Raw genomic sequence first — 25,682 nt, 5'->3', positions numbered from 1 at the left:
GTTCATTCAGTTCATTGTTCAGTTTTCAAAGGTCATCGTTGTCATCGCCTCACCGCGACGACTTGTATATCTTACCAAACTCTGAGAAGTCTGTCAAGGCTTGATTTGAACTTTTTTCAAAAGTTTCAAATCAAGCGGCAGCTCACAGGCTGCCACGTACAGACACAACAAAAATAAACTGATTGTTTCTTTCGTCCGTCTCAGTACAGCTGGTTACTATATAATAGCATTCGTCTTGCAAAATGTCAACAGTTAATTCCCTAAAAGTTCAAAATAACGGTGGATATGGCAGGCCAGGAAGACCGTAAAACGCTGTTCCCAGTCATTCAAATCATAGGGAATGAGCTTTTCCACCTTGTGCATGCGATATGCCACGGTATTGCGATGGGTATAGAGCTGGGCTGCCGTCCCCTTCAGGCTGCCATCATGACAGAGATAGGCTTCCAGTGTCTCATACAGGCTGGACTGATGGGCTGCATCGTAGGCCAGCAAGGCTCCCAGGGCCCGGTCATGAAGAACGTGCAGTACCTGGTCATCGGGCTGGGAAAAGAACAGGGCATAGGCACCGAGAGCTCCGAAATAGCACCATGCCTGCCGGTGAAGCCGCCCCCATACCAAGGCCTGCTGTCCCTGGCGGCAGCTGTCCGGCAGGGCTTTCAGGACAGGCGCCGTCAGCCCCTGCCCCGTCATCAGGCGATCATGGTCTTTGAGCCAAGAGACGAGCGCTGCCGGCAGTTCGCCCCGTAAAAGCAGGACGATCGTGTCTTTATAAGGAAATATAAAGTAAGGCTGGTCCAACCCGTTGAGAAAGGACTTGCTGTCGGCCAAAAAAGCCGCATCCGCATCGGCCCCGGACAGGACCAGTGCCGTATAAGGCCCTACTTCTTTCCATCCGGTCAGCGCCAATTCCGTCAGGACCGACGACCCCTGGACGCCAAAGAGGAATTCCTTCCACGCCGTAATGGCCCGGTACTCTTCGCGGTTGGTCAAAAAGAGGGACGACAAAAAGGACTGCGTAATGTCAGCCAGCCGCACTTCCCAGGGCATAGTGAACAACGGGAAAGCTGCTTCATCACAGCGTTCTTTCAAGGCTTGCGTAATGTCCGAAGGCAGGAGGTATTTCCCCGTATTGACGACCAGGCCGGCTGCATCGGCTGTCAGCAGGGCATCGACGAAGCCTTCCAGCCAGTGCGGGTCGCCGTGGCTGGCCAGACCGGTCGTGAAGATGAAGGCATGAGGCCGCAAAAAAGTCCCGTATCCTGCATCTTCCATGACCTGCACCCAAGCCACGTCGTGGCTCAATCCCTGCCGTCCTGCCAGGAGGTCCAGTTTATATTTATTTTCATCCTGCCTGTAAAGTTGATCAATGGATAGAGACATGGCTCAGAGCCTCCTTTGTGTCGTCAGCACAACATCACATTTTTAGCTTTGTTCTCTCAGCTTCTTGTTGTTTTTAATGGTAAAACGTATAATAATCGTATCATTTAAGTTCATTCATACAAAGCCTTTCATAAAGCACTCACCAAGGCTTTGTATCTTGCATTGATAAGGGGGAGACATTATGTTAAAAGATGAATTACCGAAAATCGTTACCCAGACCGTTCCCGGCCCGAAAGCCGCTGCCGTCTTGGCCCGCCGCCGTCAGGCCATCCCGGATGCTATCGGCACCATCTATCCGACAGTCATCAAGCGCGGCGAAGGCGCCATGTTCGAAGATGTCGACGGCAACTATTTCCTCGACTGGGTCGGCGGCGTCGGCGTCCTGAACATCGGTTATTCCCAGCCGGAAGTCGTCAAGGCCGTCCAGGACCAGGCCGGTAAGTATTTCCACGCCATGGCCAACATCGTCACCCACGAAGGCTACGTCGCCCTGGCTGAAAAGCTCAACGCCATCGCACCGGTCAAAGGGGACAAGAAACGGTCCTTTTTCATCAACAGCGGTGCTGAAGCTGACGAAAACGCCGTCAAAGTCGCCAAGGCCTATACGAAACGGCCGAACATCATCGTCTTTTCCGGCGCCTTCCATGGCCGCACCCTGATGACCATGGCCATGACCGCTAAAAAAGCGTATGCCCGCGGCATGGGGCCTTTCCCGGATGGCGTATACCGCGCTGAATTTCCTTATCTCTACCGGAAACCGGCTGGCATGAGCGACGATGAAGCCCTGGAATTCTACCTGAATTCCCTGAAAGAAGTCTTCATGTACGCTTCGCCGGCAGAATATGTCGCCGCCATCGTCGTCGAACCGCTCCAGGGCGAAGGCGGTTTCATCCCCGCTCCTATCCCCTGGATCAAGGCCCTGCGCAAAGTCTGCGATGACAATGGCATCCTGCTCATTGCCGACGAAGTCCAGACCGGCTGGTGCCGTACGGGCCGCATGTTGGCGACGGAATACTGGAAAGAAGCCGGCTGCCCGCCCGATATCATCGCCACGGCCAAATCCATCGGCGGCGGCGTACCGCTCGGTGCCGTCGTAGCCCGTGAAGAAATCATGGAATCCGTCCCGGCCGGCGTCATCGGCGGTACGTTCGGCGGCAATGCCCTGGCCTGCGCCTCGGCTTTGAAAGTCATTGAAATCATGGAACGGGATCACTTAGCCGACCGGGCATTGGAAATCGGCAAGAAAGTCTGCGCCCGCTATGAACAGTGGAAACAGAAATACGACGTCATCGGCGACTATCGCGGCTTAGGCGCTATGCTCGGCCTGGAATTCGTCCACGACAAGGCCAGCAAGGAACCCTATCCGGAACTGGTCACAGCCGTCATCAAGGAAGCCGCCCAGCACGGCCTGATCATGGAAAACTGCGGCATCTATGACAACGTCATCCGCTTCCTCTGCCCGCTCGTCGTCACCGACGCCCAGCTCGATGCCGGTCTCGACATCCTGGAACAGGCCATCATTACCTGCACGAAATAATCAATGCGTCTCTCCCATGACATCGAGGGCGACCATGGCCATGGCCTTGGCCCCGGTCAATGCCTGCATCTTGCCCAGGTCGCTACCAGCGGCTTGGGCAAATTCTTTCGTATGGGCATTGATATCATAGCCGATACAGATTTCCGGCTGGCTGACCCGCGTGACCTGGCTGACATTGCCCACATCCGTCGAGCCTTCGGCATAATCGTCGTCACGGACGCCGAATTCTTCATAGAGCTGGTTGAAGGCGTCGGCAAAGTACACATCCATCTTGGGGTCATTGATCATATTCTTATAGAGCGGTTCATAATGGACCATTTCCACTTTCGCTCCGTGTGCGTCGGCGACGTCACGGGCGATTTTTTTTATGTCCGGCAGCATCTTGTCTTCCAGGTATTCCACTTTCAGGGCCCGGATGGTCGCCTTGAGGACGGCCCGGTCGGGCACGATGTTCGGCGCCGTGCCGCCTTCGGTGATGATGGCGCCGATGATATGGCGTTCGGTCAGGGTCTTTTCATAATCCTTCAGGCGGCCATAGAAATCGACGAGGGCATCGAGGGCATTGACGCCGTGGTAGCTTGCATCGGCGACATGGGCCGCCTTGCCGAGGAAAGTGAACTGCAGGGGATGGGTTGCATAGGACGTACCGCCGATATAAGTCTTATCCGTGCCGGGATGGACGATGACCGCTGCTTCCAGGCCGTCGAAGACGCCGTGTTCGCTCATATAGACCTTGCTGCCCACCGTTTCTTCAGCCGGACAGCCGTAGACGTGGACCGTCGCCTTGTCGCCGGCCGCTTTGGCAAAGGCCAGGGCCGCGCCGACGCTCATGGCAGCGATGAGGTTATGGCCGCAGCCGTGGCCGATTTCCGGCAGAGCGTCGTATTCGGCCAAAAAGCCCATCTGGAAAGGGCCATGGCCATAGGCAGCGTGAAATGCTGTCGGGAAAGCTTCGGCAACCGGGTTGTCGATGGCAAAGCCGTGATCCTGCAGGATTTTTTTCAGCGTCGATGAGGCAAAAACTTCTTTCATGCCGACTTCCGGATGAGCATGAAGGCTATCGGCAATGCCATAGATGACCGGTTTCAGTGCATCGACATAACGGCAAGCCTGTTCTTTCAATTCTTTATATTCCATGGAATCCTCTCCTATTCAAATTATAGTAAGGTAAAGCGTACCCCGTCCAGGCGGGCTTCGAGGCCGGCCATCTGGCCCAGGGGCAGCCAGGCGTTGTCCGCACCGTGGCCGAAGGGCAGTCCCATGACAGCCGGTTTGCCCCACTTTTTGGCGTATGCCCGGAGGACTTCCGGGACGGTCCACTCATACACAGCCCCTTCCGTAGGACCGCAATGATGGAATTCACCAAAAGCGATGGCCTGGACGCGGTCGATGAGGCCGGACTGCTCGAACTGGCAGAGCATGCGGTCCAGAGCATAAGCCTCTTCCCCCACTTCTTCCAGACAGAGGATGGCCCCGTCTGGCGGATTGATGGCATAAGGCGTGCCCATCATCACCGACAGGAGCATCATATTGCCGCCTGCCAGAGGGCCGGTAACGGCGCCGGGTACGAGCGTTTCCGGCTGGCAATCCGGCGGCAGCGGCAGTTCCCGCGGTTCATACGGATGCTGCAAACCATAGGCGAACTGCTCTTTCGTATATTCCGAGGCATCCCGGCCCAGAGACATGACCATGGTGCCGTGGATAGGACAGAAGCCGCAGCGCTGGAGGAAGGCCGTGTGCAGGGCCGTGATGTCACTGAAGCCGACGAACAATTTGGGGTGGGCTGCAATGAGCTCATAGTCCAACAGAGGCAGGATGCGCGTCGCCCCATAGCCTCCGCGCAGGCAGACAATGGCCTTGACGGCGTCGTCGGCAAAGGCTTCGTTGATGTCCGCCGCCCGCAGCCGGTCGGGACCGGCCAGATAGCCTTCAAAGGCCGACACGGATTTCCCGATTTTCAATTCATAGCCGAGGGACCGCAAATAGACGAGGCCCTTGGTCACATCGGCACCGGCCAGGGCCGCAGACGGGGCGACGACGGCGATGGTGTCGCCAGCTTGCAAAGGAGCTGCATAGGTATACTCCATAAGGCTACTTCCTTTCTGATTCATCGATATAGGCTTTCTTAAAATCGACCAGACCCAGTGGGGACCAGTGATAGCCTTTAATATAAGGCTGGGCCACATAGGGCTGAGTCGTGTAGTACAAGGGAATGATGACGCAATCGTCAAAGAGCATCTGTTCCGCTTCATGGAGATAGGCCATGCGCTGGCTTTCGTCATTGCTGGCCTTGGCTTTGGCAATCAATTCATTATATGCCGGATTATGGTACTGGGCGTCGTTTTCGTCATCGGCAAAGACGTCGAGGAAGGTCATGGGGTCGATGTAGTCGGCAATCCACGAAGCCCGGGCCAGCTGGTAATCGCCCTGGGCACGGGTAGCCATGAAGACTTTCGATTCCTGATTGGTGATGTTGACATCGATGCCTAGGTTTTCTTTCCACATGGCCTGCAGCGCTTCGGCTACGGCCTTGTGCATTTCATTGGTGTTAAAGAGGAGCGTCACTTCCGGCAGCGGGTGCTGGTCATCGTAACCGGCTTCTTTCAAGAGCTGGCGGGCCTTGGCCGGGTCTTCAGCGATGAGGTTCCCTCCTTCTTCGCGGAAGTCACGACCCGTGGCCTTATCCTTCAGTCCCGGCGGGACCCAGGCATAGGCCGCTTCCTTTTCGCCGCGGACGATGTACTTCATCAGGCCCTGGCGCTGGACGGCCAGGGCAAAGGCCTTGCGGACGCGGACGTCATCAAAAGGCTTCTTCTGGACGTTGAAGACATAGTAATAGGCTCCGAGATAAGGGGCTATCTTATAGAGGCCCATCTGTTCCAGCCGTTCCTGGTCGGCCGGCGGCGGTTCGACGGTCATATTGGCCTGATTGCTTTCGACCAGGGTCAGGCGCGTTGCCTGAGAATCGCTGATGGGAAAATCGAGGTGGTCCAGGATGACCGATTCCGCATCCCAATAGCGGTCGTTCTTGACGACTTCGATTTCACTGGAATGGTTCCAGGAGACGATTTTGTAAGGGCCGCTGCAAATCATGCCGTCTGCATCGGCTGCCCACGTATCGGGCTTGGCTTCAACGAGTTTCCTGGGAACGGGATAATAACAGTGGAACGCCGTCAGGTTGAGGAAATACGGCGTCGGTTCCTTCAGGCGGACGACCAGGGTCTGGTCATCGATGGCTTTGACGCCGACATCATCCGCCGAGGCCTTCTTATTGAAATAGTCTTCGGCCTTGTCGATGCAAAAGAGCATATAGGCATTTTCTGAAGCTACGTCGGGATCGACGACGCGTTTCCAAGAATATTCGATGTCGCCGGCCGTAATCGGCGTGCCGTCGCTCCATTCGATGCCTGGGCGCAGGTGGAAGGTATAGGTCCTGCCGTCCGGTGAAATATCCCAGCTTTCGGCCAGGGCCGGCTGGGGTACATCATCATCGTCGAGGCGGGTCAGGCCTTCAAAAATCTGTAATTCCACATTACTTTCGACGAGAGCCGTCGTCATGGCCGGGTCCAGCCGTGACGGTTCCGCTTCCAGGACATAACTGACCGTGTCGGGGTGCTGGATGCCGCAGCCGCTGAAGAAGACGGCCATCAGCAGGCAACCCAGGAGTAAGCATAATTTCTTCATCGTCTGCCTCCTCTCGCATGATGGCAGGCAACGAAGCGGTCGTCTGCGACCTGACGGAAATGGGGTACGTCGATGCGGCAGACTTCATCGGCATAGGGACAGCGGGGATGGAAGACGCAGCCCTTGGGCAAATCGAGGGGACTCGGCACTTCGCCGCAGACGATGGTCCGGCGACGGTAATGCGGGTCCGGCCGGGGTACGGAGGCGATGAGCATCTGCGTATAGGGATGGAGCGGGTCGTGAAAGACAGCGTCGCCCGGCCCCAGTTCGACGAGGCGGCCCAGATACATGACGCCCATGCGGCGGCTCATGTGATGGACCATGGCCAGGTCATGGGCGATGAACAGATAGGACAGGCCCCGTTCCTGCTGCAGGCGCTGCATCATGTTGACAATCTGGACCTGGACGGACACATCGAGGGCCGAAATGGGTTCATCACAAAAGACACATTCCGGGTCGACGGCCAGGGCCCGGGCGATACCGATGCGCTGGCGCTGGCCGCCGCTGAATTCATGAGGATAGCGCTGGGCCGCTTCCGGCCGCATGTCGACCTGTTCCAATAAAGACGCCACGCGCTGGCGCCGCTGGCGGTCGTCGTGACAGAGATGATAGTTGCGCAGCGGTTCGCTGATGATGTCTTCAACCGTCATGCGCGGGTCCAGGGACGCATACGGGTCCTGGAATATCATCTGGACATGGCGCCGATAATCGCGGCGGACGCCGTCATCAGCTACATCTTTTCCTTTATAATAAATCGTCCCGCCCGTCTTCGAGTATAAGCCCAGCAGCGTCCGGGCAAAGGTCGATTTGCCGCAGCCCGACTCGCCGACCAGGCCGACGGTCTCGCCCTGGCCGATGGTCAGGGACAAGTCGTCGACGGCGGTCAGGGTCTTCCTGGCCCGTCCCAGCCAGTCCCGCTGGACAACGAACTGTTTACTGATATGTTTGGCTTCGATGAGGTTCATGGCAATGCCTCCTTGGCCGCGGCAGCCTGTGCCAGCCAGCACGTATAATGATGGCCCGGTCCGGCTTCTTCCCGCGGCGGCGCCGCCGTCATGCAGGCCTTCATGGCCCGGGGGCAGCGCGGATAGAACCGGCAGCCCTGGGGCATGTGGAATAAGTCCGGTGCCTGTCCGGGAATCCCCGTCAGGATCCGGTCCTTTTGGGCCGGGTCGGGCAGCGAAGCCAGGAGCCCCTGCGTATAGGGATGGGCCGGGCGATAAAAGATATCGTCTGCCGTCCCCTCTTCGACGACAGAGCCGGCATACATGACGTAAATACGGCGGCACATCTGGGCGATGACGCCGAGATTATGAGAAATGAGGACGACAGCCATGCCCAATTCAGCCTGCAGCCGCTTGAGGACGTCCAGGACCTGGGCTTCGGTAGTCACGTCGAGGGCCGTCGTCGGTTCATCGGCAAAGAGGAGCCGCGGCGAACAGGACAGGGCCATGGCGATGAGACAGCGCTGGCGCATGCCGCCCGATAATTCATGAGGATACTGATGGAGCCGTTTTTCCGGCGACGTCAGGCCGACGGCCTTGAGCAGTTCCAGGGCCTTGGCTTCGCAGGCCTTATGGCCCAGGTGCTGGTGCAGGGCGATGCCCTCGCAGAGCTGATTGCCGATGGTCAGGACAGGGTTGAGCGACGTCATCGGGTCCTGGAAGATCATCGCCATGTCGCGGCCGCGCAGGCGGTTCATCTGCGTTTCCGACAAGGGGATGACATCGCGGCCGTCCCAGAGTATCTGGCCGCTCGTATATTCCGTCGCTTCGGCCGGCAGCAGTTTCATAGCCGCCTGGGAGGTCACGGATTTGCCGCAGCCCGATTCGCCGACGATGCCGACGGTCTCGCCGGGATTGACGGTCAGGGACACGTCATGGATGGCTTCCAGCAGTCCCCGGTAGGTATGGAAAGAAATAGTCAGATGGCGTACATCTAATAAGGCTTGCATCAGCGTCCCTCCTTCTGGTTCTGCGGGTCCAGGGCGTCGCGCAGGCCGTCGCCGAGGAACATGAAGCCCAGCATGGTAATGCACAGGGCCAGGGCCGGGAAGACGAGCTGGAACGGGAAGGAGCGCATACTATTGATACCTTCTGAGGCCAGGACACCCCAGCTGGCCATGGGCGCCGATACGCCGAGGCCGATGAAACTCAGGAAGGCTTCTGTAAAAATCGCGTCGGGAATGGACAAGGTCAGGGTGACGATGATCGGCCCGACGCAGTTTGGGATCATATGGCGGCAGAGGATATGCCACGTTGACGTCCCGCAGGAGCGGGCGGCCATGACATATTCCTGTTGTTTCAGGCTGAGAATCTGGCCACGGACGATGCGGGCCATGTTGAGCCAGTAGGCAATGCCCAAGGCCAGGTAGATGTTGAGCAGGCCCGGCTTGAAGACGACCATGAGCAAAATGACGTAGAGCAGCATGGGAATGGAATAGAGGATATCGACGACATGCATCATGATCTGGTCCGTCCGGCCGCCGACGAGACCGGCAATGCCACCGTAAATGACGCCGATAAAGACGTTGATCAGACTGGCGACGAGGCCGATGGACAGAGAAATGCGGGCGCCGTAGAGGACGCGGACCAGGAGGTCACGGCCTAAAGAATCCGTACCGAACCAGTGAGCCGTCGACGGCCAGGCATTGGCAGCCGTCAAATCCTGGTCGGCATAGGTGTAGGGCGCCAGCCAGGGACCGACAAGGGCCAGGATACTCATGACGACGACGATAGCCAGACCCCATAAGGCCAGGCGGTTCTTCTTCATCTGCCGCCAGCCCCGGTCGCGCAAGGTCTGCGGCGGCACGTACGGTTCTGTCCGGTCAGCCGCCGTAAGCGGTGTAAAATCCATCATCAGCCCTCCTTCTTTCCATCCATGGTGATCCGCGGGTCTAAGAGCGGATAAATGACATCGATGAGTAAATTCATCATCATGATGAGGAAACTATAAAAAATCGTAATGCCCAGAATGACCGTATAGTCGCGGTTATAGATGCTGGTGACGAAGTGGCGTCCCAGGCCGGGAATGGCAAAAATCGTCTCGACGATGAAGCTCCCCGTCAGGAGAGCCGCCGCCAGAGGGCCGATATAGCTGACGACAGGCAGCAGGGCATTGCGCAGGGCATGGTGACAGATGAGGGACCGCGTGCCGATGCCCCGCGACCGGGCCGTGCGGATATAGTCCTGTCCCAGGGCATCGAGCAGGCTCGACCGGGTCAGGCGCATGATGAAAGCCGTCGGCTGGGCCGCCAGGGCCAGGGCCGGCAGGATGACGTAAGCCGGCCCTTTCCACAAAGCTGCCGGCAGGATGGGCCAGGTAAAGGCGAAGAGCTGGATGAGGACCGCCGCCAGGATAAAACTGGGCACAGAGACGCCCAGGGTAGCGCCGACCATCATAGTGTAATCGATCCAGGTATTCTTATACCAGGCTGCGGCCATGCCGGCCAGGACGCCGGCACCGATGGCCAGGAAGAGGCTGATGAGCCCCAGCTGGGCCGATACGGGAAAGGTTTCGGCAATGATATCGTTGACAGTCTTGCCGGGATATTTATAAGAAGGCCCCAAATCGAGGACCGCGGCATGGCGGACGTAATCGACGTACTGGGACCATAAGGGCTCGTCGAGGTGATATCGGGCTTCGACGGTTGCCATGACAGCCGGCGGCAGCTTCTTTTCCTGCGTAAACGGGCCGCCCGGGATGGCATGCATGAGGCCAAAAGTAATGGTAATGATCGCCCATAAGACGACACAGGCGCCGGCCAGGCGCTTTGCAAGGTACATGGCCAATTCAGGTTCCTTCCTTTCCAACATAGATATGATTTATTATAAGGCGGCATTCCCATCGTGACAAGTTGTAATCCCCGAAAAGGCGGCGTATAATAAGAAGTTAGCACGTTAACAATTAACACGAGAAAGGTGATCGATGTGAACTGGAAATTCTGTCTGGCTATTCTGACCTGCAACGTCGTCTTCATGTCTTCAAGTTATACCATGCTCATCCCCTTCCTGCCCATGTACCTGACGCGGGAACTGGGCGTCGATGCGGCCTCTGTCAACATCTGGTCGGGTATCGTCTTTTCATCGACCTTCCTGATCAGCGCCATCATGGCCCCTATCTGGGGACGCATGGCCGACCGGCGGGGCAAGCGGCTCATGGCCATCCGCGCCAGCCTGCTCTTGTCCATCAGTTACTTTCTCGGCGGCATCGTCACGTCGCCGCTGCAGCTGACCTTCATGCGCATGTTCCAGGGCTTCGCGTCGGGCCTGTGGCCGATGGAACTGGCCATCATGACGATCTATGCACCGCCAAAGAAACTGGGCATCTGCCTGGGCATCATGCAGGGCGCCCTGACGGCAGGCGGCATCATCGGCCCCCTCTTCGGCGGCATCCTGGCCGAAGCCTTCGGCATGCGCATGTCCTTCTTCCTGGCAGCCGGCGCCTTGTTCCTCAACTTCGTCGTCCTGGTCTTCTTCATCAAAGAACCGCCGACGGATACAGCAGCCGCAGCGGATACGACGGCGGCCGGTGCGAAAGATGAAAAAGTCAGCCTCTGGAAGATTCCCGTCATCCGCCTGATGCTGGTCAGTGCTGCCCTGGTCCAGGTCGTCATCCTCATCGTCCAGCCCATATTGACGACGTACATTTCCCACCTGGCCGGTGATCTGGACAACTTGATTTTCATTTCCGGCCTCATCTTCTCGATGAGCGGCTTTTCCAGCGCCATCACGGCTCCGCTTTGGGGGCGTTTCGGCCAGCATCATGGCTTCGTCAAGGCCCTGCGCCTGTCCCTGGTCCTGGCTGGGATTTTCTTCTTCGTCCAGGCCATCCCGGACACACTGTATACCTTTGCGGCCAGCCAGTTCGCCATCGGCCTCTTCTTCTCCGGCATCTACCCGTCGATCAACGCCATCCTGGCTGAAAAGACCAGTGCCAGTATCAAAGGGCGCGTCTTCGGCCTGATGTTCTCAGCCCAGCAGGTCGGGGCCATGGGCGGCCCCATCCTTGGCGGCGTCATCGCCACCTTCCTGGGCATGAAATGCGTCTTCCTGGCAGCTGGCGCCCTGCTGCTCCTCATCAGCATCGCCGTCCAGCGCAAAGCCCGCCAGCTCCACGAAGCCTAGCCTCTCGTGCCGCGATTGTGGGTGTAATTAGGCAGAAGCTTCGGCGATAAGATATCGTCGTCTACGTGAGCCCCTTCCCGTTCCGCGTCGAAACGGCGGACGTGGTCCAGCGTCCCCTTTCCGGGCTGGGCCGTCTGGCTGTAGGCAGCCGCTTCCGTCCCGGCAATACGGCCGAAGACGATGATATCCAGCAGGCTGTTGCCCATGAGGCGATTCGTCCCATGGATGCCGCCGACGTCTTCGCCGGCAGCATAGAGGCCGGGTATCTTCGTTTCGCTCTTGGCGCCGATACAGATGCCGCCATTCTGGTAATGCAGAGTCGGATAGACCAGGATGGGCTGCTTGCGGATATTGATGCCGAATTTTTCGTACATGTGAATCATGGCCGGCAGGCGCTTTTCCATAGTCCCTTCGCCGTTGATGAGGTCGACCATGGGCGTATCGAGCCAGACCGCCGGACCATGGAGGGCATAGATGCCCTTATCCCGGGCCTGACATTCGCGGATGATGGCCGCAGCGACGACGTCACGCGTTTCCAGGGGATGCAGGAAAGCTTCGCCGTTCTTATTGACCAGCATGGCCCCGAGGGAACGGACCTTTTCCGTCACCAGGGCCCCGTAAATCTGCGGCGGATAGGCTGCGCCCGTCGGATGGTACTGGATAGCGTCGGCATAGATAAGGGGTACACCGGCACGGTAAGCCATGACCAGGCCGTCGGCCGTCGAGCCATAATGATTAGACGTCGGAAAGCCCTGATAATGGAGGCGGCCGGCCCCGCCGGTAGCGATGATGACGCTCTTGGCGCGGACAACGTGGTATTCCCGGGTATCGAAGTCATAGAGGACGGCGCCGGCTGCCTTCCCTTCTCCGTCGAGGAGCAGTTCGACAGCTGGCGAGAATTCGACGACATCGACGCCGGCATTACGCACTTCGTCGCGGAGGACGCGCATGATTTCTGCCCCCGTATAGTCGCCGCAGGCATGCATGCGCTTGCGCGACGTACCGCCGCCATGAGTCGTGACCATGGAACCATCGCTGTTCTTATCGAAGAGGACGCCCAGCGAGCTGAGCCACTGGATGGCTTCCGGCCCGTGGAGGACGAGTTCGGCCAGCAATTCCGGCTTGTTCTTATAATGGCCGCCGCCGATGGCGTCGAGGTAATGGGCAGCCGGCGAATCGCTTTCCTTATCGGCCGCCTGGATGCCGCCTTCGGCCATGCCCGTATTGGCATCGCCGATGCGCAGTTTCGTCGCCATGAGGACTTTGGCACCGTGACGGGCCGCTTCGATAGCCGCTGCCGCACCGGCACCGCCGCCGCCGATGACCAGGACATCCGTTTCGAACTGGATGTGGTCCAAATCGACGTCGGCCGTATCCATGCGGCTCTTCCCCTGCAGCAGGGCGGCCAGTTCCTTCGGCACTTTATCGCCTTTATTGGGGCCGACAGTCAGGACAGCAAAGCCTTCTTCATGGTAATCCGGGTGATACTGGCGCAGGAGTTCTCCTTTCTCTGCTGCCGTAAAACGCGGCAATTCTTCAGACAAACGGATATTCCGCGTGGCTTCGACCCGCGCCTGGGAAGCCCGCATTTCTTCTGTATAGATCATGATGTCCCCCTATTTCTCGATATCCCGCGATTCATATAAGCGGTGCAGTTCGTCGTCACCAGCTGCCATCAGATACTGGACGTCGGCCACGAACTGACCTTCCCGGATGGCCTGGACGCGCTGGTCCAGGTGTTTGCTCTTCTTGGCGATGTACTTGCCCATGAGGCGCCGTGCCAGGAGGCCGACGGCACCGTGACTGATCTTGGCCGGACAGCTGGCAGCGCAGATATTACAGCAGACACAGCGGAAGGATTCCTTGGCACAGCCGGCATAATCACCGCGCTGGGCCAGGGCGATGTACTTCATGACCTGGATGCCCTGAGGGCAGTTCCGCGTACAGGCATTGCAGTGGATACAATTATAGATTTCAGGATAGAGCTGGCCGACGACGTTGCCGGCTACGGGCAGGTCGTCCATATCGTAGGTCTGCTTCTTGATGGGAAACGATTCCAGGCGGCCGACACACATGCCGTCTTCGACCTTCGTCTGACAGGCCAGAGCCGAATGGGTCTCTGTCTGCCCCTGCATGCGGTAGACGACGGCACAGGCCCCGCAGAACCCGCTGCGGCAGCCGCATCCGCGGACGAGGCGGAAGCCGGAATATTCCATGGCCCGCATGATCGTCAGATCTTCAGGGACAGAAAACTTCTTGCCCAATAAATAGACCGTTACCATTTTCATATAATAAAAACTCCTTTGTGAATGAATGGCAAAAGGGCTTGTCGTACACGACAAGCCCTTTTTTAGTTGCTAGTGGCTAGTTGTTAGTGGTTAGTCCAGTACTTCCAACAGGCAGTCACCGCTGATGATGGCCTGGCCTTTGGTAGCGTAGATTTCACCGACTGTGCCGTCGATAGGCGACGTGATGGTCGTTTCCATCTTCATGGCTTCGGTAACGACTAAGGGTTCGCCTTTCTTGACTTTCTGGCCCTTGGTGACCAGGACTTTGACGACGGACCCGGACAGGGTGGCGCCGATGTCACCGGCTTTGTCGGGATCGGCCTTGCGGCGGGTGACGGTCTTCATGTCGACGCTCTTATCCTGGACCTGGATTTCACGTTCGGCACCGTTGAACATGAAGGTAATCGTGCGGACACCACTGTCATCGGGATCACTGATGTTGATGAGGGTGATGATGAGGTCCTTCCCTTCTTCGATTTCAACGTGGACTTCTTCATTCTTCTTCATGCCGAAGAAGAACGTCGGCGTATCGAGAACGCTGACATCGCCGTATTTCTTGACCGTTTCGTTGAAGTCCTTGAAGACTTTCGGATACTGGCAGTAGGCGTTGATGTCTTCATCTTCGTGTTTATAACCGGCATCGCTCAATTTCTGGCGGATGGCTTTGAAATCGACAGGAGCCAGGCTCTTGCCCGGACGTTCCGTAAGCGGCTTCTTGCCTTTCAGGACGATTTTCTGGAGTTTTTCCGGGAAGCCCTGATAGGGAATGCCGATACGGCCTTCAAAGAATTCGACGACGGACTGCGGGAAGTCGAGAACATCGCCTTTATCGTAAACATCCTGTTCGGTCAGGTTGTTCTGGACCATGAACAAGGTCATATCACCGACGACTTTCGACGACGGTGTAACTTTGATGATGTCGCCGAACATCATGCTGACCGTGTGGTACATCTTCTTGATTTCGTTCCAGCGGTTGCCGAGGCCGACGGCTTTAGCCTGCTGGCGCAGGTTGGAGAACTGGCCGCCCGGCATTTCATGCTGGTAGACTTCCGTATTCGGATAAGCATCGGCTTTGTCGACACCTTTATAATACGGACGGACCGTAGCCCAGTAACGGGACATTTCTTCCATGGCATCGACGTCGAGGTCCGGCTGGCGGTCCTTGCCGCTCAGGGCATAGTACAAGGTGCTCATGCTCGGCTGGCTCGTGCCGCCGGCAAAAGCGGAGTATGCGACGTCGACGATGTCGACACCGGCGTCGATAGCGCGGTCATACGTGCAGATAGCATTGCCCGAACCGTCGTGGGTATGGAGATGGATGGGCAGGTCGACGGCATCCTTTAAGGCCGATACCAGGCGATAAGCGGCTTCCGGTTTCAAGAGGCCGGCCATATCCTTGATGGCGATGATGTTGGCGCCGGCGTTCTGCAATTCCTTGGCCATGTTGACGTAGTATTTCAAATCGTATTTATCGCGGGCCGGGTCGAGGATATCGCCAGTGTAGCAGAGGGCGACTTCGGCGAGCTTGTTGTTTTCTCGGACGGCCTGAATAGTGCCATACATGTTGTCCAGGCTGTTGAGGCTGTCGAAGACACGGAAGACGTCGATGCCGTTCTTGGCCGACAAGTCGATGAAGTTCTTGACGACGTTATCGGGATAGCTCGTATAGCCGACGGCGTTGGCACCGCGGACGAGCATCTGCAAGAGGATGTTCGGCGCTTTTTTGCGCATCTGGCGCAGGCGGACCCACGGGTCTTCATAGAGGAAGCGGTAGGCTACGTCGAAGGTAGCGCCGCCCCAGCATTCATAAGAGAAGAGATTCGGCAGCTTCTTGGAAGCAGCTTCCAGGACGCGGAGCATATCGATAGAGCGGACGCGCGTCGCAAACAGGGACTGATGGGCGTCACGCATGGTCGTATCGGTAAAGAAGACTTTTTTCTGTTCTTTGATCCACTGGGAGAATTTTTCCGGTCCCATGGCATCGAATTTCTGTTTCGTCCCGTCCGGATAAGGGCCGGCAACCGGTGTCGGCAGTTCCAGGGCTTCAAATTCCGGTTTGTCCTGATGGCCGGCGTCGGCATAGCCGTTGATGGTCGTATCGCCGATGTATTTGAGGAGCTTCGTGCCACGGTCCTGGACAACGGGCAGGTTGAACAGTTCCGGATGGTCGTCGATGAAGTTGACGTTGTATGTACCGGCGACGAATTCCGGGCTCTTGAGGACGTTGATCAAGAAACCGATATTGGTCTTGACGCCGCGGATACGGAATTCCTTGAGAACGCGGAGCATCTTTTCAGCCGCTTCTTTATGGGTCCGGCCATAGGTCGTCGTCTTGACCAGCAGCGAATCGTAGTACGGCGTGATAATGGCGCCGGTATAGGCATTGCCGCTGTCGAGACGGACACCGAAGCCGCCGCCGCTGCGGTATACCATAATCTTGCCCGAATCGGGCATGAAGTTGTTCATCGGATCTTCCGTCGTGATACGGCACTGGATAGCATCGCCCAGGCAGCGGACGTCGTCCTGGGACTTGATGCCGATTTCATCGCTGTCGAGGGCATAGCCTTCAGCGACTTTGATCTGAGTCTGGACGATGTCGATGCCGGTGATCATTTCGGTAACAGTATGTTCAACCTGTACGCGCGGGTTGACTTCGATGAAGTAGAATTCGCCGTCCGGCGTGACCAGGAATTCGACGGTCCCGGCGTTGACGTAATGGACGTTCTTCATCAATTTCAAGGCAGCGTTGCAGATTTTCTGACGCAATTCGACCGGCAGGGCCGAAGCCGGAGCCGTTTCGACGACTTTCTGATGACGACGCTGGATGGAGCAGTCCCGTTCAAAGAGATGGATGACATTGCCGTGTTCATCGCCCATAATCTGGACTTCGACGTGTTTCGGATTGACGATGCATTTTTCCAAATAAATTTCATCGCTGCCAAAAGCCAGTTTGGCTTCCGATTTAGCACGGTCATAGGCATCGCGAAGGTCTGCCATGCGGTCGACCATGCGCATGCCGCGGCCACCGCCGCCGTTGACGGCTTTGAGCATGATTGGGAAGCCGACTTCTTTAGCGAATTTTTCGACTTCTGCATAGTTCATGACCGGGCCGTCGCTGCCGGGAATGTACTGGATACCGGCCTTCTTCGCCTGGATACGGGCGTTGATCTTATCGCCAAACATGATGAGGTGTTCGACTTTAGGACCGATGAAGATAATGCCTTCTTCTTCACAGCGTTTGGCCAGGTCCGCATTTTCAGACAAGAAGCCGTAGCCCGGATGGATGGCATCGACGTCGTGTTCGTGAGCAATGCGGATAATATCTTCAATATCTAAATATGCATCTACCGGTTTTTTACCTTCACCGACGAGATACGATTCATCTGCACGGAAACGGTGCAGAGATAACGAATCTTCTTTGGAATAAATAGCTACGGTACGGATTCCCAGTTCGTTACAAGCCCGGAACACACGAATAGCAATTTCTCCGCGGTTGGCAACTAAAACCGAACGAATTTTTTTCATGAAAATACCCTCCTGCTTAGAAATATTAAGTCAAGACCGGTAAACGCACAGATGTCCACTCCCATACATTCACCGCTTTCTTCATTATAACAAAATAGGAAAACATTACAAGGGAAGGCATACTTTGTCTTTATAAAAATACTGTATACAAGTCATGTTTTTTTGCCCTTTTCACGGGTTTTCCCGGCTCTTTTTATTTGTCATCTTCATAACGATAATCGTCCCTTCGTATAAGACAATCATTGGGACGGCAATACAGGTCTGGGTAAAGATATCCGTCGTCGGCGATACGACACCGGCAAAGATGAAGGCCAGCAGGACGAAGACGCGGCGCTTGGCCCGGAGCATGGTTGGTGTCACTAGACCCAGGCGGGACAAAACCAAGAGGACCAGGGGCAGTTCAAAGCCCAGGGCAAAGGGCAGCAGGAAGGCGATGAAGAAAGACAGATACGACGCCAGGGAGAACATGGGCTGCAACGACACCGTAGCAAAACTCATGAAGAACTGGACCGCCGCCGGCAGGACAAAGAAAAAAGCGAAGGCCGAACCGCCATAAAAGAGAATCAGTGCCGATGGGATGAACCACAAAGCCGTCTTCACTTCCCCGCCGCGCAGGGCGGGCCGCAGGAAGCGCCAGAACTCAAAACAGTGGATAGGCAGGGTCCCGACAAAACCGGCAAAGGCGGCGATCTCTAAATAGGAAAAAAAGACTTCTGCCGGATTGAGGAAGTACAATGTCCCGGCAGGCGCCGAAACAACGGCGATGATGTCTTCAGCATATATATAGGAAATAATACTTCCCAGCAGCCAGGCCACGAGACAGACGATAATACGCCGCCGCAGCTCTTCCAGATGGAAAGTAATAGGAGCTCGTTCATCAGACATGGGATTTTCCTCTCAAGTGTATAAAAGGGCTTGTCGCATGACGACAAGCCCTTTTAAGTTATTAGTGGCTAGGGGTTAGCAGATGGTTTTAAATTTAAAGCGATCTGCTACAAACTATGAACTCTGAACTACAAACTAATCATACATAATGTACGCGCGACGGGTCGTAGCGGTCTTCGCGGGGTTTTTCTTCGGCCGTAGCCTGGGGATAGCCCATGGCGACGATGGCGAAAGGAGTCATGCCCTGAGGGACGCCGAGAGCCCGGCGGACGAGGACTTCGCGGGCCTTATACGGAGCGACGCCGAGCCATACGGCACCGAGGTCGAGGTGGACCGCTTCGAGCAGGATGTTTTCGACAGCTGCGCTGAGGTCAAGGTTGATGAAAGCCGGAAAACGCATGTTTTCGTCGCGGGAACAGACGACAATGGCCAAGGAAGCACCGGCAGCACAACCGGCATAGGGACTGCAGTGGGACAGGTCCTGGATGACCCGTTTGTCGCGGACGACGTAGAATTCCCACGGCTGCTGATTCCCAGCCGAAGGAGCGGCCATAGCGGCACGCAGTAACTGTTCTATCTTTTCATCTTCTACCATGGTCGGTAAAAATTTACGGATACTCCGTCTGGCAAAGATTTCATTCATGTGAATCGACTCCCTCCTATAATCATATGTCTATTCTATTATAACATATATAGATAGAAAGAAAAAGAAGTTGGAGAGGCTAACCTCTCCGGCCTTTCAGGCCACCTCTCCTATCAGGAGAGGCTCCATCATGAAGATAAAAAAGGCTTGCCGCTATGCGACAAGCCTCTTTGCTTGGTGCCGAGGGAGGGACTTGAACCCTCACGGTGTTACCCGCCTGATTTTGAGTCAGGTGCGTCTGCCATTCCGCCACCCCGGCATATCTCTTGTGCCCGGCACGTTGTGTTTCAGTGCTTGGCACAAGAAAAATTATACCATAACTAACGGAATCGTCAAGTATTTTTTTGAAAATTTTTACGTCTTAATGGCCAGCCGGTACTTTTTCTTCCGAATCTTCGACGACAGCCATTTCTTCTTCTTTCAAATGAGCGAAATATTTCTTCGTTTCGGCTACGACTACGCCAGAGAGCCCGATGAGGGCGATGAGGTTCGGGATAGCCATGAGGCCGTTGACGATGTCAGCCAGGACCCAGATGACGTCGAGCTTGATGAAAGCACCGCAGGCGACGAGAGCGATGAAGATGATGCGGTACGGCATGATACCTTTGACGCCGACGAGATATTCGACGCAGCGTTCACCGTAGTAGTTCCAGCCGAGGATGGTCGTGAAAGCGAACAAGGTCAGGCCGATGCAGAGGATGATGCTGCCATAGGTCGGGAAAGCCATGGTGAAAGCCGCATTGGTCAGGGCTGCACCATTGACATCACCCATCCAGGCCCCGCTGACGACCAGTACCAGGCCGGTCAAGGTGCAGATGATGATGGTGTCGATGAACGTACCGGTCATGGAAATGAGGCCCTGTTCAGCCGGCCATTTCGTCTTGGCAGCAGCAGCTACGATAGGCGCACTGCCGAGGCCCGATTCATTGGAGAAGACGCCGCGGGCTACGCCATTACGCATAGCGACTAAAACGGTAGCGCCGAGGAAACCGCCAGCAGCGGCAGTCGGTGTGAAGGCACTGACGATGATCTGTTCAACAGCAGCCGGGATCTGGTCGGCAAAGACGACGAGGAAAGCGACCGTCGAAACGACATAGATGACAGCCATAGCCGGGACGATCTTAGAAGCGACGCGGGCGATGGACTGGAGGCCGCCGATGGTGATGGCAGCGACGAGGATCGTCAATACGATAGCCGTGTATTCGACAGGGATGCTCGTCGTCAGGCGCGTGATTTCAACAATGGAATTGACCTGAGCGAAGGTCCCGATGCCGAAGAAGGCGACGAGGACGCCGAAGAAAGCGAATAAGAAAGCCAGGGGCTTATATTTCTTGCCCAAACCGTTTTCGATGTAGTACATCGGGCCGCCGGCGATATCGCCGTTCTTGTCGACCGTACGGTATTTGACGGCCAGACAACCTTCGGCATATTTTGTAGCCATGCCGACGAATGCGGCCATCCACATCCAAAAGATAGCGCCAGGGCCGCCAGCATGGACTGCCGTAGCGACGCCGACGATATTGCCTGTCCCGACCGTAGCGGCCAGAGCCGTGCACAGTGCCTTGAAGCTGTCTACGTCCCCTTCGCCCTGGTTCTTAGCCGTGAAGATGAGCTTCAACGCTCTCGGCAGGCGGAAGACCTGGAGCAAATGGAGGCGGATGGTCAGCATCAGGCCGGTACCGATGAGCAGTACCAGCAAGGGCGGGCCCCAGACAAAACTATCAATGGCATTCAACGTTTCTAACATCTTTCATACTCCCCTTTTGTTATGGTAATTATAATGACATGAAAAAAGACCTATCATCATCACTCTGAAGATAGGTCCTAAGGGTCGCAGAAAAAGAAAGGTCGTTCTGCCAGCTCTGTCCTTTTGCCTGAGAGATTAGGAATCGCTTCCTTGCACCTTCGGCGCCCAAATGGGACTCTCCAGAGTCGTGTCCACACACGGTCCCACCCCCTGAGGGGCACCTGAGAGTTTGACTCCGTCGGTAGGCTTTGCCTTCTCCCGTGTGTTTCGTTCACGCAATATGTATGATGTGATTGTTATTATAAACCGGCTTCTTAAAAATTGCAAGCCTTTTATGGAAATTTGTCCGTATTCAGCGCACTTTCTTTACAAATCTGTGTCAGAAAAAGCGTACGGCAGGAGCTGGTCCATCGTGACGACGCACCATTCCCCTTTCAAGTTGGCCATAATGACCTTGGGGATATGGAATTCAGCCATGACCTGCCGACAGGCGCCGCAGGGCGAACAAGGGCCGGGCGTATCGGCGACGATGGCGATAGCCGAAAGGTCCCGTTCCCCTTCGGATACGGCCTTGAAAATAGCCGTCCGTTCGGCACAATTACCCAAAGGATAGCTGGAATTCTCGATGTTACAGCCACCATAGACCTTCCCCGACGCAGCCAGGACGGCAGCGCCGACGGGAAAATGAGAATATGGGCTGTATGAATGAGCGCGGTATTTTTTTGCTATTTCTATGAGTTCTTCATCAGTCATAGGGACAAACATCCTTTCAAGTGATCCATGGCCCGGTCGGCTGTCTGCTGCCATTTGAGCGGCGTCAAGGCGATATGGCCCTGGCGGATGCAGGCGACGTCGCTGTCATCCGGTGCCGTCGTCATGTCGATATCGCCGACGATGTGATAGCAGACGCTGCCGTCGAGGTCGCGTTTCTCAGCGATGACGTTATGGTAAATCTGTACCGTCTGAGGCACGACGCGGACGTTGTCCAGGCCGATAGCCCCTGCCGGCGGCACGTTGACGTTGACGATGCCTGGGAAACGGCCTTTGACGATGAGCTTCTGGACCAGGTCCCAGACGAGATGGGCCGTCTGGGCGCAGCGTTCATCTGTCATGCCCAGCATGGACACAGCAAAGGCCGGCAGGCCGTAATAAGGCCCTTCCATAGCAGCTGATACGGTCCCGGAATAGAGGACGTCGCTGCCCAGGTTATAGCCGTCATTGATGCCGGAAATAATGAGGTCCGGCTTATCTTCTTTGAGGAAATATTCCATGGCCATCTTGACGCAGTCTACGGGCGTACCGGACACGGCGATTTCCCGGATTCCCGACACCGTCGATTCGTCGCGGCAGTAGAGAGCCTTGTTGATAGTCATAGAATGAGACGCCGCACTGCGCTGGCCATTGGGCGCAACGACAGTCAGGCGGCAGTCATGGGATGCCAGCTCCCTTTTCAGCGTCTGAAGACCTGGGGCCTTCAAGCCGTCGTCATTGGTCAACAAAATATGCATAGTCTATCTCCTTACTTCTTATTTTCTTTACGCAATAAGGCCGCGCTTTCATAAGACAGGGCCCGCGTGTGCAGGGTATGGCTCCATTTCATCTTATGCCGGTCTTTGAAACCGAGGAAGTTGACAGGGATCCAGCTGTACATGAAAATCGGATAAATAATGAGGTATGCCCATGATTTCGGCGGCACCTTAATCTGCAAGAGGACGATGACCGGAATGAGATACTGGCCGACGCCGATGATGGTCCATATCTGGACGGGCACGATGGCATTGAGGATATTCGTATAGAACGGCAGATAGGAATTGATCGACGCCAGGACGGCGTAAATCGTCGAAGCCATCATGAAGAAAGGCTGGGACAAGGTGACGATGCCGTCGAGCATGCGGATATTGCCGGTCTTGATGCCCCGGGCGAAAAGTTTCGGGATAAAGCGTTCACCGCAGTCACACTGGCCCTGGGCCCAGCGCTTGCGCTGACGGCAGGACTGCATGAAGCCGACGACTTTTTCGTCATAAATGATGGCATCATGGGCCCAGCAGGTGCGGACGCCTTCCAGGAGGACTTTCATGGAAAATTCCATGTCTTCCGTCAGGCAGTCGCAGCCCCAGCCGTACTTGCGGACGATTTCCGTGGCGATGCACATGCCCGTGCCGCCCAGCGCCGTCGACAGGCCGATGTTGTACTTGGCCAGATGCCACATGTGGTTGATGAGCCAGAAGGCGATAGAAAAGGTCCCGGCAATCCACGAGTCCGTCGGATTCTTGGAATCCATATAGCCCTGGATGACCTTTTCCCCTTTGCAGAGGTGGTTGTTCATTTCCCGCAGGAATTCCGGATGGACCAGGTTATCCGCATCGAAGACGACGAAGGCGTCATACTGCTTCTCCTGGGCCAGCATCTGGGAAAACATCCAGTCCAGGGCATAGCCCTTGCCGACCTGTTCCTTGTTGGTCCGCACCTTGACGATAGCCCCGTGCTCCCGGCAGATGTCGGCCGTATGATCCGTACAGTTGTCGGCGACGACGTAGATGTCGTACATCTCCTTGGGATAGTGGAGCTGTTTCAGATTGTCGATGAGCTGCCAGACGACTTTTTCTTCATTATGCGCGCAAATAACGGCAGCGAACGTGTTCTTAGGCGCTACCGTAATGCGTTCCCGCCGCTTCATGAGGCCGAAGCAGGCGAGGATGAAATAATAGAGGGAATAAAAAACGATGATGACCTGTATGGGTATCATGATGATATCCAAGATGTGTTCCATATGCGACTCTCCCTAAAGACTTAGCGAGCAGCTGCGACGTTCATGGCCGTATTGACTAACCCGAAGACGATATACAGTAAGAAAGGCATGGTGATGATCAGACGCCAGTCGACAAAGGCCAGGACCAGGACGCCAAAGATGAGGGCAATGGCCAGGGCCGATTTGTGGAGTACATCCGGGCTGGCCCCTTTGAAATCGGGGTTGTGGACCTTGCTGACCAGATGGTAGCCCAAGAGGACGACGAAGATGGCCAGCAGCCATGCCGGCAGGACGGCACCGGAAATGACATACGTCGCAATGAGGCAGCCGCCGTTAGGAATCGGCATGCCCTGGAAATAGCCGTGGATGACGCCGGTATTGAGGTTGAACCGGGCCAGGCGGATACCACCGAGAGCGGCGTAGATGATAGCTGGGATGGCACCGATCCAGCCCAGGGACTGGAGCGAATAAGAATAGATCAGGAAAGCCGAGGCGGCCCCAAAGGATACGACGTCGGACAAAGAATCGAGTTCCTTGCCGAAATCACCGGCGACCCCCAAAGCGCGGGCCGAGCGGCCGTCACAGGCATCGCAGACCATAGCCAGCAGGATGCAGACACCGGCCCAAGTATAGAGCCCATGGAGGGTCATGATCATACTCAAGACCCCAAAGCTGAGGTTCCCTGATGTAAACAGACAGGGTATTACATTTTTCATTAGATAATCCTCCCTATGACGGATTCACCAGCACGGACCTTCTGGCCCTTCTTGACGGTGATTTCCACGTTGTCGCGGACATAGATTTCTGCACACGAACCGAATTTAATCATGCCGTAGAGCTGGCCGTGCTGCAGTTCATCGCCCAAGGTGACCCAGGAGACGATACGCCGTGCCAGGATGCCGGCAATGATAGTGACCAGGATATCCGTATGGGCTGAATGGATGCCGATGGAATAGCGTTCATTTTCATAGCCGACGCCTTCTTTATAAGCCGGACGGAAGCGGCCGCACGTATACTGCTGGAAATCAATGGTCCCCGGCAGCGGTGCCCGGTTGACGTGGGCATCGAAGATGGACAGGAAAATAATGATTTTCCGGCACTTCTGGTTGAGATAGGCCTCTTCTTCCACTTCTTCGACGCCGACGACGGTCCCGTCGGCCGGCGACACCAGGAGATGGTCGTCCGTCGGCATCGTCCGGCTGGGATTGCGGAAGAAATAGGTGAAATACGCGGCCAGCAGCAGCGGCAGGACCGCCACGTAGGCATTGATGAAATAGCCGGCTGCCACAGCCAGTAACAGAGGCACGATAATGAAGGGGTATCCATCTTCTACAATATAAGGTTTGTTCAAGACATCACTTTTCAACTCATCACCTCATCACTTAGCCCGGCCGCCCAGCTTGACAGCTGCGACGAACTTCGGCAGCGCCAGCATGCGCTTGAACCGCGTCGGCTCCTTCAGCAGGCGATAGAGCCATTCCAAGCGGTTGTCCTGCATCCATTTCGGAGCCCGGCCTGCTTTGCCCGCCAGGACGTCAAAAGTCCCACCGACGCCCATACAGACGCAGGGACCGAGTTCGTAGAGATGCTCGGATATCCATTTTTCCTGTTTCGGCACGCCGAGAGCAACTAAGAGGATGCGCGTCCCCTTGCTGCGGATATCTTCGATGATACCCTGTTCTTCGTCAGCCGAAAAGAATCCCGAATGAGTCCCGACGATGTTCAGGGACCCCAGTTGCTGCTGCACATTGGCCGCAGCCTGTTCGGCAATGCCCGGGGCACCGCCAAAGAGGTAGACAGCCGTTTGGCGTGCGGCTGCTTCTTGGAGCAGACTGCACGCCAAATCGACACCTGTCACGCGTTCTTTAAATTTCTTGCCCTGCTGTTCTGCAGCCCACAGGACGCCGGCCCCATCGGGAACTACCAGGTCGGCATGCTGGAGGATATGGGCCAGTTCGCGGTCCGTCTGGGCCCGCATGACCATTTCTGCATTGGCCGTCGCAATGGAAGCGGCCCGGCCTTCGTCGATGCACTTAAAGGCCAGGTTCCGGGCTTCTTCCATGGTGACGTTCCATATGGGGATGGACAAGATATCGATTGTACTAATCAACGTATCCC

22 protein-coding genes, 1 tRNA gene and 1 riboswitch are annotated in these 25,682 nt (G+C 56.2%); of the genes, 2 read left to right on the top strand and 21 right to left on the bottom strand.

The window, feature by feature from the left end; all coding sequences use genetic code 11:
• Positions 1–252: 252 nt before the first annotated feature.
• Positions 253–1,380: a PucR family transcriptional regulator gene (locus ACE418_RS09205; protein ID WP_416450334.1), complete on the bottom strand. Its 1,128-nt coding sequence runs from the start codon at positions 1,378–1,380 to the stop codon at positions 253–255.
• 181 nt (positions 1,381–1,561) lie between these two features.
• Here ACE418_RS09205 and ACE418_RS09200 point away from each other — a divergent pair, with 181 nt between their 5' ends.
• On the top strand, positions 1,562–2,917 hold the full coding sequence (locus ACE418_RS09200) for an aspartate aminotransferase family protein (RefSeq protein ID WP_416450333.1): 1,356 nt from the start codon (positions 1,562–1,564) through the stop codon (positions 2,915–2,917).
• Here ACE418_RS09200 and ACE418_RS09195 read toward each other — a convergent pair whose 3' ends face one another.
• The 7 genes from ACE418_RS09195 to ACE418_RS09165 are packed head-to-tail and all read right to left on the bottom strand — an operon-like array spanning position 2,918 to position 10,392.
• Complete coding sequence (locus ACE418_RS09195; RefSeq protein WP_416450332.1) at positions 2,918–4,054, bottom strand: amidohydrolase; 1,137 nt, start codon at positions 4,052–4,054, stop codon at positions 2,918–2,920.
• A gap of 20 nt (positions 4,055–4,074) precedes the next feature.
• Complete coding sequence (locus ACE418_RS09190; RefSeq protein ID WP_416450331.1) at positions 4,075–5,004, bottom strand: S66 peptidase family protein; 930 nt, start codon at positions 5,002–5,004, stop codon at positions 4,075–4,077.
• 4 nt (positions 5,005–5,008) lie between these two features.
• Positions 5,009–6,601 carry a peptide ABC transporter substrate-binding protein gene (locus tag ACE418_RS09185; protein WP_416450330.1) on the bottom strand — a complete coding sequence of 531 codons (1,593 nt, stop codon included), beginning with the start codon at positions 6,599–6,601 and terminating at the stop codon, positions 5,009–5,011.
• Entirely contained in the window at positions 6,598–7,566 is a 969-nt protein-coding gene (locus ACE418_RS09180; RefSeq protein ID WP_416450329.1) for an ABC transporter ATP-binding protein, read from the bottom strand. The genes ACE418_RS09185 and ACE418_RS09180 overlap by 4 nt, the downstream gene beginning before the upstream one ends.
• A complete protein-coding gene (locus tag ACE418_RS09175; RefSeq protein WP_416450328.1) occupies positions 7,563–8,555 on the bottom strand; it encodes an ABC transporter ATP-binding protein in 993 nt (330 codons plus the stop codon). The genes ACE418_RS09180 and ACE418_RS09175 overlap by 4 nt, the downstream gene beginning before the upstream one ends.
• The gene (locus ACE418_RS09170) at positions 8,555–9,457 is read right to left on the bottom strand and encodes an ABC transporter permease (protein ID WP_416450336.1); all 903 of its coding nucleotides are present in this window, start codon (positions 9,455–9,457) and stop codon (positions 8,555–8,557) included. The genes ACE418_RS09175 and ACE418_RS09170 overlap by 1 nt, the downstream gene beginning before the upstream one ends.
• Positions 9,458–9,459: 2 nt before the next feature.
• Positions 9,460–10,392 (bottom strand): ABC transporter permease, encoded by a 933-nt coding sequence (locus tag ACE418_RS09165; protein ID WP_416450335.1) that lies wholly within the window; start codon positions 10,390–10,392, stop codon positions 9,460–9,462.
• 138 nt (positions 10,393–10,530) lie between these two features.
• Here ACE418_RS09165 and ACE418_RS09160 point away from each other — a divergent pair, with 138 nt between their 5' ends.
• A complete protein-coding gene (locus ACE418_RS09160; protein ID WP_416450327.1) occupies positions 10,531–11,727 on the top strand; it encodes an MFS transporter in 1,197 nt (398 codons plus the stop codon).
• On the opposite strand, the gene ACE418_RS09155 is transcribed toward ACE418_RS09160, so the two are convergent.
• The 13 genes from ACE418_RS09155 to ACE418_RS09095 form a co-directional block, all read right to left on the bottom strand.
• Positions 11,724–13,334 (bottom strand): FAD-dependent oxidoreductase, encoded by a 1,611-nt coding sequence (locus tag ACE418_RS09155; RefSeq protein WP_416450326.1) that lies wholly within the window; start codon positions 13,332–13,334, stop codon positions 11,724–11,726. The genes ACE418_RS09160 and ACE418_RS09155 overlap by 4 nt on opposite strands.
• Positions 13,335–13,343: 9 nt before the next feature.
• Positions 13,344–14,015, bottom strand: a complete 672-nt coding sequence (locus tag ACE418_RS09150) for a 2Fe-2S iron-sulfur cluster-binding protein (RefSeq protein WP_416450325.1) — start codon at positions 14,013–14,015, stop codon at positions 13,344–13,346.
• 90 nt (positions 14,016–14,105) lie between these two features.
• On the bottom strand, positions 14,106–17,540 hold the full coding sequence (locus ACE418_RS09145; RefSeq protein ID WP_416450324.1) for a pyruvate carboxylase: 3,435 nt from the start codon (positions 17,538–17,540) through the stop codon (positions 14,106–14,108).
• Between the two features lie 171 nt (positions 17,541–17,711).
• A complete protein-coding gene (tatC, locus tag ACE418_RS09140) occupies positions 17,712–18,425 on the bottom strand; it encodes a twin-arginine translocase subunit TatC (RefSeq protein WP_416450323.1) in 714 nt (237 codons plus the stop codon).
• Between the two features lie 139 nt (positions 18,426–18,564).
• Complete coding sequence (locus ACE418_RS09135) at positions 18,565–19,068, bottom strand: nitroreductase family protein (protein WP_416450322.1); 504 nt, start codon at positions 19,066–19,068, stop codon at positions 18,565–18,567.
• Between the two features lie 175 nt (positions 19,069–19,243).
• Positions 19,244–19,327, bottom strand: a tRNA-Leu gene (locus ACE418_RS09130).
• Between the two features lie 102 nt (positions 19,328–19,429).
• Positions 19,430–20,815, bottom strand: coding sequence for an alanine/glycine:cation symporter family protein (locus ACE418_RS09125; RefSeq protein WP_416450321.1), 1,386 nt, complete (start codon positions 20,813–20,815; stop codon positions 19,430–19,432).
• Positions 20,816–20,920: 105 nt separating this feature from the next.
• Positions 20,921–21,008: riboswitch (glycine riboswitch) on the bottom strand.
• 173 nt (positions 21,009–21,181) lie between these two features.
• Positions 21,182–21,568 carry a cytidine deaminase gene (locus ACE418_RS09120; RefSeq protein WP_416450320.1) on the bottom strand — a complete coding sequence of 129 codons (387 nt, stop codon included), beginning with the start codon at positions 21,566–21,568 and terminating at the stop codon, positions 21,182–21,184.
• Positions 21,565–22,323 carry a 5'/3'-nucleotidase SurE gene (gene surE, locus ACE418_RS09115; RefSeq protein ID WP_416450319.1) on the bottom strand — a complete coding sequence of 253 codons (759 nt, stop codon included), beginning with the start codon at positions 22,321–22,323 and terminating at the stop codon, positions 21,565–21,567. The genes ACE418_RS09120 and surE overlap by 4 nt, the downstream gene beginning before the upstream one ends.
• Before the next feature lie 11 nt (positions 22,324–22,334).
• On the bottom strand, positions 22,335–23,585 hold the full coding sequence (locus ACE418_RS09110; RefSeq protein WP_416450318.1) for a glycosyltransferase family 2 protein: 1,251 nt from the start codon (positions 23,583–23,585) through the stop codon (positions 22,335–22,337).
• Between the two features lie 20 nt (positions 23,586–23,605).
• Entirely contained in the window at positions 23,606–24,280 is a 675-nt protein-coding gene (locus ACE418_RS09105) for a CDP-alcohol phosphatidyltransferase family protein (RefSeq protein ID WP_416450317.1), read from the bottom strand.
• Entirely contained in the window at positions 24,280–24,915 is a 636-nt protein-coding gene (locus tag ACE418_RS09100; protein WP_416450316.1) for a phosphatidylserine decarboxylase, read from the bottom strand. The genes ACE418_RS09105 and ACE418_RS09100 overlap by 1 nt, the downstream gene beginning before the upstream one ends.
• A 27-nt stretch (positions 24,916–24,942) precedes the next feature.
• Positions 24,943–25,674, bottom strand: a complete 732-nt coding sequence (locus ACE418_RS09095; RefSeq protein ID WP_416450315.1) for a WecB/TagA/CpsF family glycosyltransferase — start codon at positions 25,672–25,674, stop codon at positions 24,943–24,945.
• Positions 25,675–25,682 lie beyond the last annotated feature (8 nt).

The organism is Megasphaera jansseni, from assembly GCF_047974155.1.
Lineage (GTDB): Bacteria > Bacillota > Negativicutes > Veillonellales > Megasphaeraceae > Megasphaera.
The sequence above is the reverse complement of the archived record's forward strand: the minus strand, read 5'-3'. Positions and strand labels throughout refer to the sequence as shown.

What these genes read in the sequence shown, in the direction of transcription:
- ACE418_RS09175 (WP_416450328.1), bottom strand. Translation starts at nt 8,555, where the DNA reads ATGCAAGCCTTATTAGATGTACGCCATCTGACTATTTCTTTCCATACC.
- ACE418_RS09205 (WP_416450334.1), bottom strand. Translation starts at nt 1,380, where the DNA reads ATGTCTCTATCCATTGATCAACTTTACAGGCAGGATGAAAATAAATAT.
- ACE418_RS09190 (WP_416450331.1), bottom strand. Translation starts at nt 5,004, where the DNA reads ATGGAGTATACCTATGCAGCTCCTTTGCAAGCTGGCGACACCATCGCC.
- ACE418_RS09170 (WP_416450336.1), bottom strand. Translation starts at nt 9,457, where the DNA reads ATGGATTTTACACCGCTTACGGCGGCTGACCGGACAGAACCGTACGTG.
- ACE418_RS09120 (WP_416450320.1), bottom strand. Translation starts at nt 21,568, where the DNA reads ATGACTGATGAAGAACTCATAGAAATAGCAAAAAAATACCGCGCTCAT.
- ACE418_RS09155 (WP_416450326.1), bottom strand. Translation starts at nt 13,334, where the DNA reads ATGATCTATACAGAAGAAATGCGGGCTTCCCAGGCGCGGGTCGAAGCC.
- ACE418_RS09185 (WP_416450330.1), bottom strand. Translation starts at nt 6,601, where the DNA reads ATGAAGAAATTATGCTTACTCCTGGGTTGCCTGCTGATGGCCGTCTTC.
- surE (WP_416450319.1), bottom strand. Translation starts at nt 22,323, where the DNA reads ATGCATATTTTGTTGACCAATGACGACGGCTTGAAGGCCCCAGGTCTT.
- ACE418_RS09110 (WP_416450318.1), bottom strand. Translation starts at nt 23,585, where the DNA reads ATGGAACACATCTTGGATATCATCATGATACCCATACAGGTCATCATC.
- ACE418_RS09145 (WP_416450324.1), bottom strand. Translation starts at nt 17,540, where the DNA reads ATGAAAAAAATTCGTTCGGTTTTAGTTGCCAACCGCGGAGAAATTGCT.
- tatC (WP_416450323.1), bottom strand. Translation starts at nt 18,425, where the DNA reads ATGTCTGATGAACGAGCTCCTATTACTTTCCATCTGGAAGAGCTGCGG.
- ACE418_RS09135 (WP_416450322.1), bottom strand. Translation starts at nt 19,068, where the DNA reads ATGAATGAAATCTTTGCCAGACGGAGTATCCGTAAATTTTTACCGACC.
- ACE418_RS09105 (WP_416450317.1), bottom strand. Translation starts at nt 24,280, where the DNA reads ATGAAAAATGTAATACCCTGTCTGTTTACATCAGGGAACCTCAGCTTT.
- ACE418_RS09180 (WP_416450329.1), bottom strand. Translation starts at nt 7,566, where the DNA reads ATGAACCTCATCGAAGCCAAACATATCAGTAAACAGTTCGTTGTCCAG.
- ACE418_RS09125 (WP_416450321.1), bottom strand. Translation starts at nt 20,815, where the DNA reads ATGTTAGAAACGTTGAATGCCATTGATAGTTTTGTCTGGGGCCCGCCC.
- ACE418_RS09200 (WP_416450333.1), top strand. Translation starts at nt 1,562, where the DNA reads ATGTTAAAAGATGAATTACCGAAAATCGTTACCCAGACCGTTCCCGGC.
- ACE418_RS09150 (WP_416450325.1), bottom strand. Translation starts at nt 14,015, where the DNA reads ATGAAAATGGTAACGGTCTATTTATTGGGCAAGAAGTTTTCTGTCCCT.
- ACE418_RS09195 (WP_416450332.1), bottom strand. Translation starts at nt 4,054, where the DNA reads ATGGAATATAAAGAATTGAAAGAACAGGCTTGCCGTTATGTCGATGCA.